Source organism: Tardiphaga sp. OK245, assembly GCF_900108575.1.
In the GTDB taxonomy this organism is placed as follows: domain Bacteria; phylum Pseudomonadota; class Alphaproteobacteria; order Rhizobiales; family Xanthobacteraceae; genus Tardiphaga; species Tardiphaga robiniae.
Genome location: NZ_FNWZ01000002.1, coordinates 553,236 through 569,078 on the forward strand (window position 1 = coordinate 553,236; position 15,843 = coordinate 569,078).

Consider the following 15,843-nt stretch of genomic DNA (forward strand, 5'->3'; position numbering starts at 1 on the left):
ACGATGCGCCCGGCAATAGGCGGGATCACTCTCCACGGAAGGCCAAAATCAACTGGATCAACCGGACAGACAGAATGACGTAACAGAGCGACATGATGATCTGAAGCGCCACGTGCCATTCCAACTTTGCGAGCTTGTAGAGGCCATCGAGGAAATTCAGCAGCAACAAAACAATTCCGAACAGCATGACACCGCGACCGACAAGACCGTGGCGCAAATATCCAAACAGGACGATCAGGGGCTCATTGCTCGACACATGCGCCCCGGCCGAGATGATCAAAGTGCCGATCACCATCTTTTCGACGTGACTGAATATTTCCTTTGAAGCGGGCTCGATATGTCGACCGTGAAAAGTAAGCCACCTGGTTCTGAAATCCGACATGCTTTCTCCTGTTGAGATCAACACCGGGCGAAATCATCACATCGCATGTTTCTGGTCGGCAAGGATTTGTATTTACGAGATTGAATAAAAGTTCTGTCGGATCGAGATGCAAGGCGGCGGCGCAAGATTTCTCATTGACCACTCAGCCTTTGCGTCTCCTGCGAACTACTCTTTGCGCGTGAAGCCACTTCTCATTTGATCGTTCTTAATTCCGCCTACTGAAGCCCACGAACCTTTCTTCGTTTGTTTTGCCAACCAACACAGCCGGGAGATCACCATGCGTACTTTCTTAATGATGGTTGCAGCCGTTCTCGCATTCGGCACGACAATGACGTTTGAAGCCACCGACGCCAACGCCGTCGTCTGCGCACGCGGCGTTTACCGTGCCGGCTGCGCCGGCTATCGTGGCGCCGCGGTGGTGCGCCGCCCGGTGGCGGTCGCGTGCCGCACCGTCTGGGTCAATGGCGTGCGCGTCCGTCGCTGCTACTGAGCGACGCTGGCTCGGCCAGCCCAAATGCAAATGCCCGGCACATCTAGCGAAGCTTGCTTCGCGCTGGCCGGGCATGACGCATAATGAATTTTAATTGGGTCGGAGGTGACGCCTCAGATCCCTGACATCATGATGTATTTGATCTCGACATATTCTTCCATGCCGTGATGCGAGCCTTCGCGGCCCAAACCCGACTCCTTCACACCACCGAACGGAGCGACTTCGGTGGTGATGAGGCCGGTATTAACGCCGACCATGCCGGACTCCAGCGCTTCCGCAACACGCCAGACACGGCCGAGATCACGCGAATAGAAGTACGATGCCAGACCGAACGGCGAGGCGTTGCACATGGCGATGACGTCGGCTTCGTCCTTGAAACGGAACACCGGCGCCAGCGGGCCGAAGGTTTCTTCCTGCGAGACCAGCGCATCCGACTTCACATTGGCGAGCACCGTCGGCTCGAAGAACGTACCACCGAGCGCATGGCGCTTGCCGCCGGTGACGATCCTTGCGCCGCCCTTCACGGCATCAGCGATGTGACGCTCGACTTTCTCGATCGCCTTTTCGTTGATCAGCGGGCCTTGGGTGATGCCTTGCTCGGTGCCGTCGCCGACCTTCATGGCCGCAACCTTCTTCGCCAGCTTCTCGACGAACTGATCGTAGATGGCGTCCTGAGCGTAGAGGCGATTGGCGCAGACACAGGTCTGGCCCATGTTGCGATACTTCGACACGATCGCGCCCTCGACGGCGGCGTCGATGTCGGCATCGTCGAACACCACGAAGGGCGCATTGCCGCCGAGTTCAAGGCCGAGCTTCTTCACACCGACCGAAGCCTGCCTGTAGAGGATCTTGCCGACATTGGTGGAGCCGGTGAAGCCGACGAAGCGCACCGCAGGATGTTCGCAGAGCACGAGGCCGATCGCCGATGCGTCGCCGGTGATGATGTTCAGCACACCCTTCGGCACGCCGGCACGCTCGGCGAGTTCAGCCAGTGCGAGCGCCGACAGCGGCGTCTCGTTGGCAGGCTTGATCACCACGGTGCAGCCGGCGGCCAGCGCCGGCGACACTTTGCGGGTGATCATCGAGTTCGGGAAATTCCACGGCGTGATGGCGCCGCAGACGCCGATCGGCTGCTTGATGGCGAGGAGCCGGGCATCGGCACGCTGGGTCGGGATGGTCTCGCCATAGACGCGGCGGGCTTCCTCGGCGAAGAATTCGATATAGGCGGCACCGATATCGACCTCGCCCAGCGCTTCCGCCAACGGCTTGCCCTGCTCGGTGGTCAGGATCAGCGCGAGATCCTCGCGATTGGCGATGATCAGCTCGAACCACTTGCGCAGGATGTTGGAGCGCTGCTTGGCGGTGAACTTGGCCCAGGCCGGAAACGCCTTTTCGGCGGCCTCGACAGCCTGCGTCGTTTCCTTGGCGCCCATATTGGGCACCTTGGCAATTTCAATCTCATTGACCGGATTGGTCACCGAGGTCTCGCCGGTGCCGACCCAGGCGCCGTCGATATAGCACTTGTCGCGCAGCAGCGAGGGGTCCTTGAGGCGGTCGCGCAGCGAAGGGGCGGTGGACTGGCGTGCGGCTGAGGTCGGTGACATGGGCGGTTCTCCTGCGGAAAGTGTCGCGAACGTATAGCCGCGGACTTGTAGAGGAGTATAGGCCCGAAAGCGCCCCTTGGCGGCGAATGGCAGCTATCGCCCGCAGGGGTATTTAACGCCCGAATTCAACAGTCGCAGAGCGCCGCAAGCCCGATCAGGCCGCGCCGCGCATATAGGTCTCGCGCCGGTCGATCATGCGCTCGAAAGCGATGCGGGCGTTGGCACGGGTGGTCGTGGAGAAGGTGCGATATTCCAGCTCCGGCAGCATCGCAGCGTCGCTGCGACCGAACCAGGAAATAAACGATTTGGGCGGGGCCGAAATCTTCGCCAGCGCCTGCGCCAGATTTTCAGCCGCATCGAAAGCGAAAAGGGCGCCGGTCTGCGCCACGCGAACCTCGAAAATTCCTGGACCGATCGGGGCCTCGATGCTCTCGCCACGGGAAGCGCGGGGATAATGTTTCCAGTCGGTCCAGTTCGCGATCATCGTCGGTCTCCGCAGCTGACACGCTGCACGTGTTACTCATGGTCTTACGGATTAGTGTCGGAAGGCGCTTTGACGTTCACGTCATTTTTTGAACACAGCTGCGCCAATTTCGTTCCAAGGCGCGATCGAACTCGCTCCCATGCCCGATATGGTTCCCCTCAGATGCTAAAACCAGCGCAAATGTAATCACATCCGCGAGACCGACGACCTCGCGCCCAAGTTGAATGTCCACGCCGGAAATCGGTAAGATCAAAGAAAATCGGGGGAGGCAACGGATGTCAGTTCAAGCCGAGATTGACCGGATTCTGCAGCGAGCCAGTGAAACAGGCGCCATTCCCGGTGCCGTGGCGATAGCTGCGATGCGGAACGAGATTCTTTACCAAGGGGCGTTCGGCAAGCGCGACGCATCCAAGGATACCACCATCACGCCGGACAGCGTGTTCTGGATTGCCTCCATGACCAAGGCGATTACGGCCGCTGCAGCGATGCAGCTGGTGGAGCAGGACAAATTGACGCTGGACGCACCGCTGGCGACCATGCTTCAGGACCTCGCGGAGACGCAGGTGCTGGATGGCTTCGACAGCGAAGGCACTCCGAAACTACGTCCGCCGCGCCAGCCGATCACCTTGCGGCATCTGCTGACCCACACCGCCGGCTTCTGTTACGACATGTGGAACGGCGACATGGTGCGCTATCTTGAGACAACCGGCACTCCGCCGTTTCGCTCCGGACTGAACGCCGCCATGAAGGTGCCGATCATGCGCGATCCCGGGACCCGCTGGGAGTACGGCACCAATATCGACTTCGTCGGTAAGGTCGTCGAGGCCGTCAGCGGCGAACGCCTGGACGCCTATTTCCAGAACCATTTGCTGGCGCCACTTGGGATGACCGACACCGCCTTCGTGATTGGCGGCGACCAGCGCAAGCGCCTTGTTGCCATGCACAGCCGCGGCGTTGACGGTGCACTGACCCCGATCCCGTTCGAGATCAAACAGGATCCGGAATTCTTCGCCGGTGGCGGGGGGCTCTATGGCACCGCCCCCGACTACATCAAGTTTACGCAAATGATGCTGAATAACGGGACCGGCAACGGCAATCGGATATTAAAGCCAGAGACCGTCGCGCTGATGAGCCAAAACCACATCGGCGAACTCAACATGACGCCGATGGCTTCAGCGGTACCGACCGCCAGTAACAATGTCGACTTCCTTCCGGGCATCGACAAGAAATACGGGCTCAGCTTCATGATCAATACGGCGCAGTCAGCCGAAGGCCGCAGCGCCGGCAGCCTTGCCTGGGCCGGCCTCGCTAACACCTATTACTGGATAGATCCAGCGCGAGATATCACCGGCGTCATCATGATGCAGGTGCTGCCGTTTGCGGATTCGACCTGTTTAAAGGTGTTTTCGGATTTCGAACGCGCCGTTTATGCGGAGCTGCATGCGAAGAAGGCGGCGTGAGAGCCGCGATGCGCTGATCTCTCACCACGTCATGGCCGGGCTTGACCCGGCCATCCACGACTTTCCTCTCTTGCCAAGACGTGGATGCCGGCACACCTAGCGAAGCTCGCTTCGCGCTGGCCGGGCATGACGACAGAGAAGAAAGCCCAAGAAATGCAGCCTTAAACCGGCAACCCGTTCTTGCCCGCCAGGTCCTTCAGCGAAACCTGGGGACGCGCGCCGATATGCTGGATGACTTCGGCAGCGGCCATCGCGCCGAGCTTGCCGGCATTCTCATACCCGGCGTTGCGCACCAGGCCGAACAGGAAGCCCGCTGCGAACAAATCGCCAGCGCCTGTCGTGTCGACGAGCTTCTCGATCTTGTGTGCAGGGACCGCAACGATGCCATCGCCCGATGTCACGACACAGCCCTTCTCGCTGCGGGTGACGACGCCGAGCTTGGTGTCCTGGCCGAGCTGCTTGAGCGCCGCATCGAAATCCGTGGTTTCGTAAAGCGAGGTCAGTTCGGCCTCGTTCGCGAAGATGAGATCGACGGTGCCGGACCGCATCAGGTCGAGAAACTCGGCACGATAACGACCAACGCAGAACGCGTCCGACAGCGTCAATGCGACCTGACGCTTGGCGTCATGGGCGATCTTCGAGGCCTTCACGAAGGCTTCCTTGGCGCTGGCGGGATCCCACAAATAACCTTCGAGATAGACGATCGACGAGGCCGCGACCGCAGCGGCGTCAATATCGTCGGGCGTCAGATCCTGCGCAGCACCGAGATAGGTGTTCATGGTGCGCTCGCCATCGGGCGTCACCAGGATGTAGGAACAGCCGGTGGCCGGACCGCCGGTGGCGGGTTTGGTGTCGAACGCAACGCCGGCCGCACGGATGTCGTGGGTATAGAGCATGCCGATCTGGTCATCCTTGACCTTGCCGACATAGGCCGCGCGGGCGCCGAGGCTGGCGAGGCCGACGATGGTATTGGCGGCCGAACCGCCGGACATTTCGGTGGCAGGGCCCATCGCCTTGTAGATCGCAGTGGCGCGGGCTTCATCGATCAGCGCCATGCCGCCTTTGGTCATCTCATGTGCGGCGAGAAACTTGTCGTCCGCCTGCACCAGCACGTCGAAAATCGCATTGCCGATTCCGAGCACGTCATATTTTGCTGAGGTCATTAAGAATATCCCGTTGCGGCAATTGCGATGAGGCTGAAAATCCGTTTCAACTCGTCTCGCGGTCGCCCAAGTTGAGCCGTCGGTAAAGGCCGGTTTGATGGCTGCAGCGACTATCACGTTCTGCCCCGCGCCAGCAAGGACAGCCCCTTACGATGGTTCTATGATCCGTTCCATCCTGACCGTTTCCACGGGCACTTTGGCGTCGCGGTTGCTGGGCTTTGCCCGCGACGCAATGGTGGCTGCGCTGCTCGGTGCAGGCCCGATCGCGGATGCTTTTCTGGTCGCGTTTCAGCTGGTCAACGTGATCCGGCGGTTGCTCACCGAGGGCGCGCTGAATGCGGCGCTGATTCCGGCCTGGCTGCGCATCCAGACGACGCAGGGCACCGTCGCAGCCGCAGCTTTTGCAGGTCGTGTGCTCGGCACCATCAGCGTTGCGCTGATCGTCGCCACGATCCTGATCGGTTTTGCGATGCCGCTCGTGATCGCAATGCTTGCCCCGGGTTTCGTCGGCCAGCCGACGCTGCAACTCGCCGTCGAGAATGCGCGTTTGATGCTGCCCTATCTCGCCTTCGCCGGCCCCGTCACTGTCATGATGGGACTGCTGAACGCGCAACAACGCTTCGCGGTGACCGCATTTTCGCCGCTGCTCTTCAACATCGTCCTGATCGCCGTCATGGCCCTACTGCTAGTGTGGCGGCAAGAGCCAGACACTGCCGCTATGGCCATGGCGGCCACTGTAGGCATTGCCGGGCTGCTGCAATTGCTGATGCTGATCTTGCGGAAATCTGGCGGAAATCTGGCGGCGCCTTTGCGGCTGTCGCTCGATAGCGAGATGCGCGGCTTCTTCCGCAAGGCGTTGCCTGGCATGGTCGCCAATTCCGGGCCGCAGCTTCTCATCGTCACCGGCGCAATCATCGCATCGACGACTCCGGCTGCTGTGTCGTGGCTGTATTTCGCGAACCGTCTGATTGAACTGCCGCTCGGCATCGTCGGCACGGCCATGGGCACTGTGCTGGTCCCCGCATTGACGCGCGCCGTGCGATCAGACGATCAAGCCGCCATCGCGCAGGCGGAATCGCGCGGGTTTGAACTCGCGATCGGTCTCGCATTGCCTGCTACGCTCGGACTGATGATATTGAGCCATCTCATCGTGCAGTGTCTGTTTCAACACGGCGCGTTCGGCGCGAGCGACACGGTCTCGACTGCAAGCGCGCTGATATGGCTGGCCTTGGGCCTGCCCGCTCAGGTGCTCGTGAAAGCCTTGTCGCCGGCCTTCTTCGCACGTGAGGACACGACGACGCCGCTGCTGGCGACGCTTATCGGCCTGGTAATCGCAACCATCTCTGCACTGATTTTGAATAGGCCATTCGGTGCGAGCGGCATCGCAGCGGCGATCGCTCTGGCTGCGTGGGGCAGCGCGATCTTTTTGATCGTCCGGAGCGCAGCAGCTTTCGGCTTCTCGCCCGACCATGATGCAAGACGCCGACTGCCGATCATCGTGCTGTCGTCGCTGGCGATGGGCGGCCTGCTATGGCTCGCCGCGCATCTTGTCTTGCCCTGGACGGCACAGGCCCACGGCCTGGTACGAGCGAGCTTGCTCGGCCTCCTGATCGTTGGCGGGCTGGCAATCTACGCAGCACTGCTCACCCTCTCCGGCGCCGTGCGCTGGGCCGAAGTCCGCGGCGCCCTCAAGCGATCACCGGCGGCCGGCTAGGGCAGATTGGCAATGGACGCCGCCCGGCGCCTATGGCAAGTCACGCCCCTTGGCCCGCATTCCACCACGGGCGCACAGGAACTAGACGATGGCTTTTACTCAACGGGTTTTTTCGGGCGTCCAGCCGACGGGCAATCTGCACCTCGGCAACTATCTCGGCGCGATCGTGAATTTCGTCAAACTGCAGGAGACGCATAATTGCATCTACTGCGTGGTCGATATGCATGCCGTCACCGTGCCGATCTCCGTGTGGGGCGGACCCGATGAATTGCGCCGCAACACCCGTGAAGTGACCGCCGCCTTCATCGCCTCGGGTATCGATCCGAAAAAGCAGATCATCTTCAACCAGAGCCAGGTGTCCGGCCATGCCGAGCTGGCCTGGATCTTCAACTGCGTCGCCCGCCTCGGCTGGCTGAACCGCATGACCCAGTTCAAGGAAAAGGCCGGTAAGGACCGCGAAAACGCGTCCGTGGGTCTCTACGACTATCCGGTGCTGATGGCTGCGGACATTCTGCTGTATCGCGCCACGCACGTTCCGGTCGGCGAGGACCAGAAGCAGCATCTAGAACTGTGCCGCGACATCTCGCAGAAGTTCAACAACGACTTCTCCGAATCCATCGCAGCGCAGGGCCATGACGGCCCTTACTTCCCGATGCCGGAGCCTGTCATCACCGGACCGGCGACTCGGGTGATGAGCCTGCGCGACGGCACCAAGAAGATGTCGAAATCGGACGCGTCAGACAATTCGCGCATCAACCTCACGGACGATGCAGACACGATCGCGCAGAAGATCCGCAAGGCGAAGACCGATCCGGAACCATTGCCGTCGGAAGAGAAGGGCCTGGAGCCGCGTCCCGAGGCCGATAATCTCGTCGGCATCTATGCCGCACTGTCCAATCGGTCGAAGGCTGACATTCTCACAGAATTCGGCGGCGCGCAGTTTTCGGGCTTCAAATCGAGCCTTGTCGATCTCGCTGTCGAAAAACTGTCACCTATCGCCGGCGAGATGAAGCGGCTGACGACATCCGATCTGACCTATGTCGATCAGGTTCTGGCCGATGGCGGCGAACGCGCCGGCGTCATTGCCGCCGAAACCATCAAGTCCGTGAAGGACATCATCGGCTTCGTCCACAAGCGGTAAATTCGCTATCGCATTCCTTTTCTCTGCCACAATCGACGCGACGCAAGTCATCCTTGCGTCGCGCTTGTCGAACGCCGCTGCGCCGTGGCAGCATGACACGATTGCCAAGCCGCTCACATTCTGGCGCATCAGACACGCCACAGCATCGGGACATGCATGAGCACCCAGCGACGTAGTTATGAAAGCGGCCACAAGCCGAAATGCCTCGTGGTCGTCGATGACAGCGAGGAATGGGACCGCGCAGTGTATTACGCCAGCCGCTGGGCCATTCGTGTCGGTGGCGGCGTGGTGATGCTGCGCATCATCGACACCGAAGATCGCAACCAGCAATGGCTCGGCGTTGCCGATGTCATGAAGGCCGAAGCGGAAGAAGGTGCCAATGCCGCGCTGGACCGCGCCTCAGGCCGCGCCAATGGCATCGCCGCCATCACCCCTGAACGCGTGATCCGCGAGGGTGATCCCACCGAGCAAATCCTCGACGTAATCGACAAGGACGTCGACATTTCCATGCTGGTGCTGGCTGCATCGGCCGGCGCGGAAGGCCCCGGCCCGATCGTCACCATGATGGCCAAGCTGGTCGGCTCGTTTCCGGTGCCGGTCGTCATCGTGTCGGGCGCCCTGAGCGACCTCGACATCGACGCCCTGTCGTAACCACCCTTTCGGACGGCTAAGGGACTGCGAAATAGGCCGAATTCGGCGATTTCGCGCCTTGATCGTGCGTTTTTCGTCGCCATCTGCTAGGGGATACTCACGCGCCGGCCTTGAACCGGCGACGCAGGAGAGACCGATGTTCATCCAGACCGAAGCTACCCCCAATCCCGCCACGCTGAAGTTCATTCCCGGCCGCGACGTGCTCGACAGCGGCACCATGGAATTCACCTCACCGGAAGCCGCAACGCGTTCGCCGCTGGCCGAAAAGCTGTTCGCCGTGAAGGGCGTCACCAGCGTGTTCTACGGCTCCGACTTCGTCACCGTGACCAAGGACGACAGCGACTGGCAGCACCTCAAGCCGGCGATCCTCGGCGCCATCATGGAGCACTACATGTCCGGCGCGCCGCTGATGGCCGACGGCAGCGTGAGCGGCGACGTGATCTCCGACGACGAGGCCGAATTCTTCAACGAGGAAGACGCCGAGACAGTCGATACGATCAAGGACCTGATCGAGACCCGCGTGCGCCCGGCTGTTGCGAATGACGGCGGCGACATTACTTTCCGCGGCTTCAAGGACGGCATCGTCTATCTGAACATGAAGGGCTCCTGCGCCGGCTGCCCGTCATCGACAGCGACCCTGCAGCACGGCATCCAGAACCTGCTGAAGCACTTCGTGCCGGACGTTGTCGAAGTCCGCCCGATGTAAGTTCGGTCGCACCGCGACACATAAAAATGCCCGGGACAATCCCGGGCATTTTCGTTTCTGGAACAGCCTTCGTTTAGCGCCCGATGCTTGCGGCTTCTTCGGCGGCGCGCTGCATGCTCGATGACATCTCGTTCGTCACCGTGCTCTGCTCTTCGACGGCAGCCGCAGTTGCGGTGACATATTCGCTGACGTTCTGGATCTCCTGCTTGATCGCGTTCAGCGCATCGACCACATCGCTCGAAATGCCATTGAGGCTGCCAATCTCGCTGGCGATCTTATCGGTCGCCTGCTTGGCCTGGTTGGCCAGATTTTTCACCTCCGATGCAACGACCGCAAAGCCACGACCGGCTTCACCGGCACGCGCCGATTCGATGGTGGCATTCAGCGCCAACAAGTTGATTTGTCCGGTGATGTTGCCAATCAGCTCAACGATCCCGCTCATCGCCTGCGCTGCCGTGCTGAGACGCTGCGCTTGATCGTCCGCCAACTCGACCTTGCCCACGGCAGACATCGCCGTGGTCTTTGATTTCATCATGGCCTCAGAGATTTCGCGCACCGACGCGTTCAGTTCCTCGGCGCCGGCGGCGACCGATTCCATCATCGCCCGCACGCGTTCGCTCTTCATGCGCGCGATCACCTGCGCCGTGGTGTCGGTGGCATACTTTACGACCTTGTAGGGCTTGCCATTGAGATCGAGGATCGGATTGTACGAAGCCTGTATCCAGACTTGTTTGCCGCCCTTACCGATCCGCTGGTACTCCGCCGCCTGATAGTTACCCCGCTTGAGCGCCGCCCAGAATTCGCGATAGTCCGCACCGTCGCGCTCACTCGGCACAACAAACATACTGTGGTGCTTGCCCTGTATTTCCGAGAGCGCGTAGCCGAGCACGTCCAGAAAATTCTCGTTGGCGCTGAGAACGATGCCGTCCATGCTAAATTCGATCACGGCCTGCGACTTGCCGATGGCCTCGATCTGACCTGAGAAATTCGCCGTGCGCAGCTTCTGTTCGGTGACGTCTGACGCGAACTTGACCACCTTGATTGGCCGGCCTGTCTCATCAAGGATTGGATTGTAGGTCGCGAGAATCCAGACCTCTTTGCCGTTCTTGCCGATCCGCTTGTATTCGGCGGCCTGATATTCACCACGATTGAGGCTGGCCCAGAATTCGCGATAGGCCGCGCCGTCGCGGGTTGCGGGATCGACAAACATGCTGTGATGTTTGCCTTCGATTTCCGCGAGATTGTAACCCATGACATTCAAGAACAAGTCATTGGCCGTGACAATCGTCCCATCGAGCTTGAACTCGATGACAGCCTGCGAACGACCGATGGCTGCGATCTTGCCGGCATCGTCCATACTGCGGATTTTCACTGCAGTTGTATCCATGGCAAACTTGACGATTTTCAGGGGCTTGCCATCATTCCCCAGGATCGGGTTGTAGGAACCCTGGATCCAGACTTCCTTGCCACCTTTGCCGAGACGCTTGAACTCGCCGGCCTGGTACTCGCCGCGATTGAGGTTGTTCCAGAACGTGCGATATTCCGCGCTGCTCTTCATCTCCGGCGTCACGAACATGCTGTGGTTCTTGCCGACGATTTCTTCCAGCGTATATCCAAGGGCGGACAGGAAGTTTTGATTGGCTCCAAGGATCGTGCCGTCAGCGCTGAACTCGATCACCGCTTGCGATTTTTTGATCGCTGCCGCCAGGGCCAGCCCCTCGCGCGCCTCTGAACTGCTCAACCAATGCAGCATCGAATCGCCTCCCATAAATATAATCGTATTCAAAAAATTAGACGAATAATTTCAGCCCGCATGAAAGCCACGCGCATCCGCAAAATGTCGCTTCCGAACGGTATGCTTATCTCATCGATCTCCGAAGAATTTATTAAGTGAAGCTTTTAACCAGAGCGAAACTGAAGCTGTCCACGGGCGCATTTCGCTCACGGGAACTTTGATGATCTCGCTGTCGTATCTTGTGAAAATATCTTTATGAGAAAGCGAGTAGTGGATGCACGCTAAAGCTGCCGCCCCCTCTCCGGCAGCAACGCGAATCACAGCACCATTGCGCGTGGAGCGATATTCTGCGAGTGGCAGGCGCAAACCCTCGCAAGCCGTGGTAGCGTCTCTTTTATGTTGATCCTTGCCATTGATACCGCCCTTGACGCCTGCGCCGCAGGCATCCTCGACACCCGCACCAGCAAGCTCATTGCGCATGAGTCCATGCCGATGAAGCGCGGTCACGCCGAAGCGCTGATGCCGCTGCTCGGGCGCGTCATAGCGGATTCCGGCATCGCCTTCGCCGACCTCGACCGTATCGCCGTCACCACCGGCCCCGGCAGCTTCACCGGCCTGCGCGTCGGCCTGTCGGCGGCGCGCGGCATTGGCCTGGCGGCCAGCAAGCCCGTGGTCGGCATCACCACACTGACGGCCTATGCAGCCCCCGTCGTCAGCGAGAACATGGATGCGCCTGTTATCGCCGCCATCGACGCGCGGCATGACCATGTCTATTTCCAGGTCGTCAGCGGTAACGGCACCTCACTGGTGCGGCCGGGCGTCATCCCCATCCACGAGGCCCTTGAGGCCGCACAGTTCGGCGCGCCGTATCTGGTCGGAAATGCCGCCGAGATCATTGCCGCACGCTGGCCGTCCGATGCGCCGGCGCCGTTGCGCGTCGATATGCAACCTGCTCCCGAAATCTCATGGGTGGCATGGCTCGGTGCCGCCGTGAATCCGGAGACCGCGCTGGCGCGTCCCTATTATCTGCGCGCACCCGACGCCAAGCCGCAAAGCAGCCTGATGCAGCAGGCCGCACTAGCCGCATCATGATGCCGGCCTGGTGGTCGCGCCTGTTCGGCCACGGCAATGCTGTGGTCGAGCCCGCCACGCTGCGCGACGCGCGACAACTCGCGCAGTTGCATGCGGCATCCTTCCATCGCGGCTGGGGTGCCGGGGAATTCGAACAGATGCTGCGCGAGCAAAACACCCTCGTGCATCGGCTGAAACTGCGCGGCCGCCTCATCGGCTTCGCCGTCTCACGAATCGCCGCCGATGAAGCCGAGATTCTCTCCATCGCCGTATCGCCCGGTTATCGCGGCCGCGGCCTGTCGCGCGATCTATTTCTCACCCATCTCGGTCATCTGGCCGGTCGCGGCGTGCGTACCGTGTTCCTCGAAGTTGAGGAAAACAATCAACCGGCGCGGCGGCTTTATGACAGAACCGGCTTCGCAGTCGCGGGACGCCGGGAACGCTATTACAAGGAAGCGGATGGAGCGGAATTGAATGCGCTGGTGATGCGGCGCGACTTGTCCTGACGCCTGCGGAGTGGCAAAAGAAGCCACGATGGGATCCGGATCATGACTGCACTGAAATCATCTGCGATGAAGTCTGCTGGTATCGAGGCGCGCTGCGCCGCGACCGGCATGCGCATGACGGAGCAGCGCCGCGTGATTGCGCGCGTTCTGGCGGAAGCCGACGATCATCCCGATGTCGAGGAACTGTATCGCCGCTGCGTTGCGGTGGATGACAAGATCTCGATCTCGACGGTGTATCGCACTGTGAAGCTGTTCGAAGACGCCGGCATCATCGAGCGTCACGATTTTCGCGAAGGCCGCGCGCGCTACGAGACGATGCGTGACAGCCATCACGATCATCTGATCAACTTGCGTGACGGGACCGTCATCGAATTCACGTCTGAAGAAATCGAGAAATTGCAGGCTGAAGTCGCCGCGAAGCTCGGTTACAAGCTGGTCGATCACCGGCTGGAGCTGTACTGCGTGCCGCTCGACGAGGACAAAACCACCAAGTGAGCGAATCAACCAAGTGAGTTCAGTTTCTTCGCGCTTCGATCTCGTCATCTTCGATTGTGACGGCGTGCTCGTCGACAGTGAGTCCCTCGCCTGCGTCGTCCACGCAGATGTCCTGACACAGTTCGGCTATCCCATCACCGCCGATCAGGTGCATGAGCGTTTCCTCGGCCGGTCCGCGCGCGAGGCGCGCCTGGAAGTCGAGACCGAGCTCGGCCGCGTGCTGCCCGATGACTACACCGCGACGCTGAAAGCCACGATCGACGAGGTGTTCGGCGCGAAGCTGCAGTCGATCCCGCATATCGCCGAGACACTCGCAATATTGTCACAGCCGGTTTGCGTAGCGTCCTCGGGCACACCGACACGCATTCGCAGCAGCCTCACTACGACCGGGCTGCTCGATCGTTTCGATCCGCATCTGTTTTCCGCTCTGCAGGTCGAGCGCGGCAAGCCGCAGCCCGATCTGTTTTTGTTTGCCGCCGCGCAGATGAATGCCGTGCCGGAGCGCTGCGTGGTGATCGAGGACAGCATTCCCGGCGTTACGGCGGGCATCGCAGCCGGCATGACCGTATTCGGCTATCACGGCGGCGGCCATTGCAGCCCGGCCACCGCGGCAGCCCTGACGGCCGCTGGAGCCCATCTCGTATTCGACGATATGCGGCAGCTCCCTGGCCTGGTGGCCAGGGGCGCACTGGCTGGCGAGCCCGTCGGCCTCGCCTAAGCCATTGCGAGCACTTATATTTTGCAGAAATGCTGGATTTTCCGGACGTTAGCCTATAATTGAGCGCTGCGCAGCAAGCGCATTTCCAGCCCATTACAGGTTCCATGACCGCGCCGCGTAAGCTGCATATCAAATCCTACGGCTGCCAGATGAACGTCTACGATGCCCAGCGCATGGTGGACACGCTGGCGCCTGAAGGCTTCGTCGAGACGGCCAATGTCGACGACGCGGATCTGGTGATCCTCAACACCTGCCACATCCGCGAGAAGGCGTCCGAGAAGGTCTATTCGGAGCTCGGCAAGCTGCGCGTGGCCAAGGCAGAAGCCGCGCAGGCCGGACGCAAGATGAACGTGGTCGTCGCCGGCTGCGTCGCGCAGGCCGAGGGCAACGAGATCATTCGCCGCGCGCCTGTTGTCGATGTCGTGGTCGGGCCGCAGAGCTATCACAACCTGCCTGCGCTGCTGAAGCAGGCGAAAGCCGGCGGCCGCGCGCTCGACACCGAATTTCCGGTCGAGGACAAGTTCGGCTTCCTGCCGCCGCCGAAGCCGGCAGCGATTCGTGCCCGCGGCATTTCCTCTTTCGTTACCGTGCAGGAAGGCTGCGACAAGTTCTGCACCTTCTGCGTCGTGCCCTACACCCGCGGCTCCGAAGTCTCGCGCCCGGTGGCGAAGATCATCGACGACGTGCAGCGGCTCGCCGATAACGGCGTGCGCGAGATCACCCTGATCGGCCAGAACGTCAACGGCTATCACGGCGAGGGTCCCGACGGCCGTCCGTGGGCACTGGGCACGCTGCTCTATCGCCTCGCAAAAATTCCCGGCATCGCCCGGCTGCGCTATTCCACCAGCCATCCCCGAGACGTCGAGGACACGCTGATATCGGCGCATCGCGATTTGCCGGAGCTGATGCCGTTCGTGCATCTCCCCGTGCAGTCCGGTTCCGACCGCATTCTGGCGGCCATGAACCGGAAACATACAGCCGAAGATTATCGCCGCGTCATCGACCGTTTTCGCGGCGCGCGGCAAGACATTGCTTTTACTTCTGATTTCATCGTGGGCTTCCCGGGCGAGACCGAGGAAGATTTTGCAGCCACGCTCGCGCTCGTCACACAAATCGGATACGCTGGCGCTTATTCGTTCAAGTATTCGCCGCGTCCGGGAACGCCGGCCGCGGATTTGCAGGAGACGGTGTCACAGGCTGACATGGACGAGCGATTGGTGCGGCTTCAGAACCTGATCGACAGCCAGCAATCGGCCTTCAACGCGGCCACGATTGGACGCACTGCGGATGTGCTGTTCGAACGCCCCGCGCGCAATCCCGGCCAGATCGTCGGTCGCACCGCTTACCTGCAGCCGGCCCATGTGATGGCTTCTGACGACATTATCGGCCAGGTGCTTCCGGTCACCATTGAGAGCCTCGAGCGCTACAGCCTGCTCGGCAGCCTCGCATCACCTCCAGTTGCTAGTTCTCCAGTACCACCAGTGTTGCAGCCAGTCCGTTCTCACACCGTCACGGGAGCCTGA

General features: G+C 60.8%; 17 protein-coding genes. 11 read left to right on the forward strand and 6 right to left on the reverse strand.

Annotation, left to right across the window (positions count from 1 at the left end):
* Positions 1-25: 25 nt before the first annotated feature.
* Positions 26-382 (reverse strand): hypothetical protein, encoded by a 357-nt coding sequence (locus tag BLW80_RS09260; protein WP_089263347.1) that lies wholly within the window; start codon positions 380-382, stop codon positions 26-28.
* A gap of 277 nt (positions 383-659) precedes the next feature.
* Between BLW80_RS09260 and BLW80_RS09265 the strand changes: the two genes are divergently transcribed.
* Positions 660-872 (forward strand): hypothetical protein, encoded by a 213-nt coding sequence (locus BLW80_RS09265; RefSeq protein WP_089263345.1) that lies wholly within the window; start codon positions 660-662, stop codon positions 870-872.
* Between the two features lie 113 nt (positions 873-985).
* On the opposite strand, the gene BLW80_RS09270 is transcribed toward BLW80_RS09265, so the two are convergent.
* The gene (locus tag BLW80_RS09270; RefSeq protein WP_089263343.1) at positions 986-2,476 is read right to left on the reverse strand and encodes an NAD-dependent succinate-semialdehyde dehydrogenase; all 1,491 of its coding nucleotides are present in this window, start codon (positions 2,474-2,476) and stop codon (positions 986-988) included.
* A gap of 154 nt (positions 2,477-2,630) precedes the next feature.
* Positions 2,631-2,960, reverse strand: coding sequence for a hypothetical protein (locus BLW80_RS09275; protein WP_093757725.1), 330 nt, complete (start codon positions 2,958-2,960; stop codon positions 2,631-2,633).
* A 275-nt stretch (positions 2,961-3,235) separates the two neighbouring features.
* On the opposite strand from BLW80_RS09275, the gene BLW80_RS09280 reads away from it, so the two are divergent.
* The gene (locus tag BLW80_RS09280; RefSeq protein WP_093757726.1) at positions 3,236-4,420 is read left to right on the forward strand and encodes a serine hydrolase domain-containing protein; all 1,185 of its coding nucleotides are present in this window, start codon (positions 3,236-3,238) and stop codon (positions 4,418-4,420) included.
* 161 nt (positions 4,421-4,581) lie between these two features.
* Here the strand turns inward: BLW80_RS09280 and BLW80_RS09285 are convergent, their stop codons facing one another.
* Positions 4,582-5,583, reverse strand: coding sequence for an adenosine kinase (locus tag BLW80_RS09285; protein WP_093757727.1), 1,002 nt, complete (start codon positions 5,581-5,583; stop codon positions 4,582-4,584).
* A gap of 160 nt (positions 5,584-5,743) precedes the next feature.
* On the opposite strand from BLW80_RS09285, the gene murJ reads away from it, so the two are divergent.
* The 4 genes from murJ (at position 5,744) to BLW80_RS09305 (ending at position 9,795) form a co-directional block, all read left to right on the forward strand.
* Positions 5,744-7,297: a murein biosynthesis integral membrane protein MurJ gene (gene murJ / locus BLW80_RS09290; protein WP_093757728.1), complete on the forward strand. Its 1,554-nt coding sequence runs from the start codon at positions 5,744-5,746 to the stop codon at positions 7,295-7,297.
* 88 nt (positions 7,298-7,385) lie between these two features.
* Positions 7,386-8,438 (forward strand): tryptophan--tRNA ligase, encoded by a 1,053-nt coding sequence (gene trpS / locus BLW80_RS09295; RefSeq protein ID WP_093757729.1) that lies wholly within the window; start codon positions 7,386-7,388, stop codon positions 8,436-8,438.
* A 156-nt stretch (positions 8,439-8,594) separates the two neighbouring features.
* Positions 8,595-9,089 (forward strand): universal stress protein, encoded by a 495-nt coding sequence (locus tag BLW80_RS09300; protein ID WP_089263331.1) that lies wholly within the window; start codon positions 8,595-8,597, stop codon positions 9,087-9,089.
* Between the two features lie 136 nt (positions 9,090-9,225).
* A complete protein-coding gene (locus tag BLW80_RS09305; protein WP_089263329.1) occupies positions 9,226-9,795 on the forward strand; it encodes a NifU family protein in 570 nt (189 codons plus the stop codon).
* A gap of 73 nt (positions 9,796-9,868) precedes the next feature.
* Here the strand turns inward: BLW80_RS09305 and BLW80_RS09310 are convergent, their stop codons facing one another.
* Positions 9,869-11,548 carry a methyl-accepting chemotaxis protein gene (locus BLW80_RS09310; protein ID WP_093758192.1) on the reverse strand — a complete coding sequence of 560 codons (1,680 nt, stop codon included), beginning with the start codon at positions 11,546-11,548 and terminating at the stop codon, positions 9,869-9,871.
* Positions 11,549-11,659: 111 nt separating this feature from the next.
* A complete protein-coding gene (locus BLW80_RS30230) occupies positions 11,660-12,010 on the reverse strand; it encodes a hypothetical protein (protein WP_170849600.1) in 351 nt (116 codons plus the stop codon).
* Here BLW80_RS30230 and tsaB point away from each other — a divergent pair.
* From tsaB to miaB, 5 genes are all read left to right on the forward strand, one after another.
* Positions 11,927-12,622 carry a tRNA (adenosine(37)-N6)-threonylcarbamoyltransferase complex dimerization subunit type 1 TsaB gene (gene tsaB, locus BLW80_RS09315; protein ID WP_093757730.1) on the forward strand — a complete coding sequence of 232 codons (696 nt, stop codon included), beginning with the start codon at positions 11,927-11,929 and terminating at the stop codon, positions 12,620-12,622. The genes BLW80_RS30230 and tsaB overlap by 84 nt on opposite strands.
* The gene (rimI, locus tag BLW80_RS09320) at positions 12,622-13,107 is read left to right on the forward strand and encodes a ribosomal protein S18-alanine N-acetyltransferase (RefSeq protein WP_093758193.1); all 486 of its coding nucleotides are present in this window, start codon (positions 12,622-12,624) and stop codon (positions 13,105-13,107) included. Before tsaB ends, rimI begins: the two co-directional genes overlap by 1 nt.
* Positions 13,108-13,149: 42 nt before the next feature.
* Positions 13,150-13,602, forward strand: a complete 453-nt coding sequence (locus BLW80_RS09325; protein WP_068730031.1) for a Fur family transcriptional regulator — start codon at positions 13,150-13,152, stop codon at positions 13,600-13,602.
* A 13-nt stretch (positions 13,603-13,615) separates the two neighbouring features.
* Complete coding sequence (locus BLW80_RS09330; RefSeq protein WP_093757731.1) at positions 13,616-14,320, forward strand: HAD family hydrolase; 705 nt, start codon at positions 13,616-13,618, stop codon at positions 14,318-14,320.
* A gap of 104 nt (positions 14,321-14,424) precedes the next feature.
* A complete protein-coding gene (gene miaB, locus BLW80_RS09335; RefSeq protein ID WP_093757732.1) occupies positions 14,425-15,843 on the forward strand; it encodes a tRNA (N6-isopentenyl adenosine(37)-C2)-methylthiotransferase MiaB in 1,419 nt (472 codons plus the stop codon).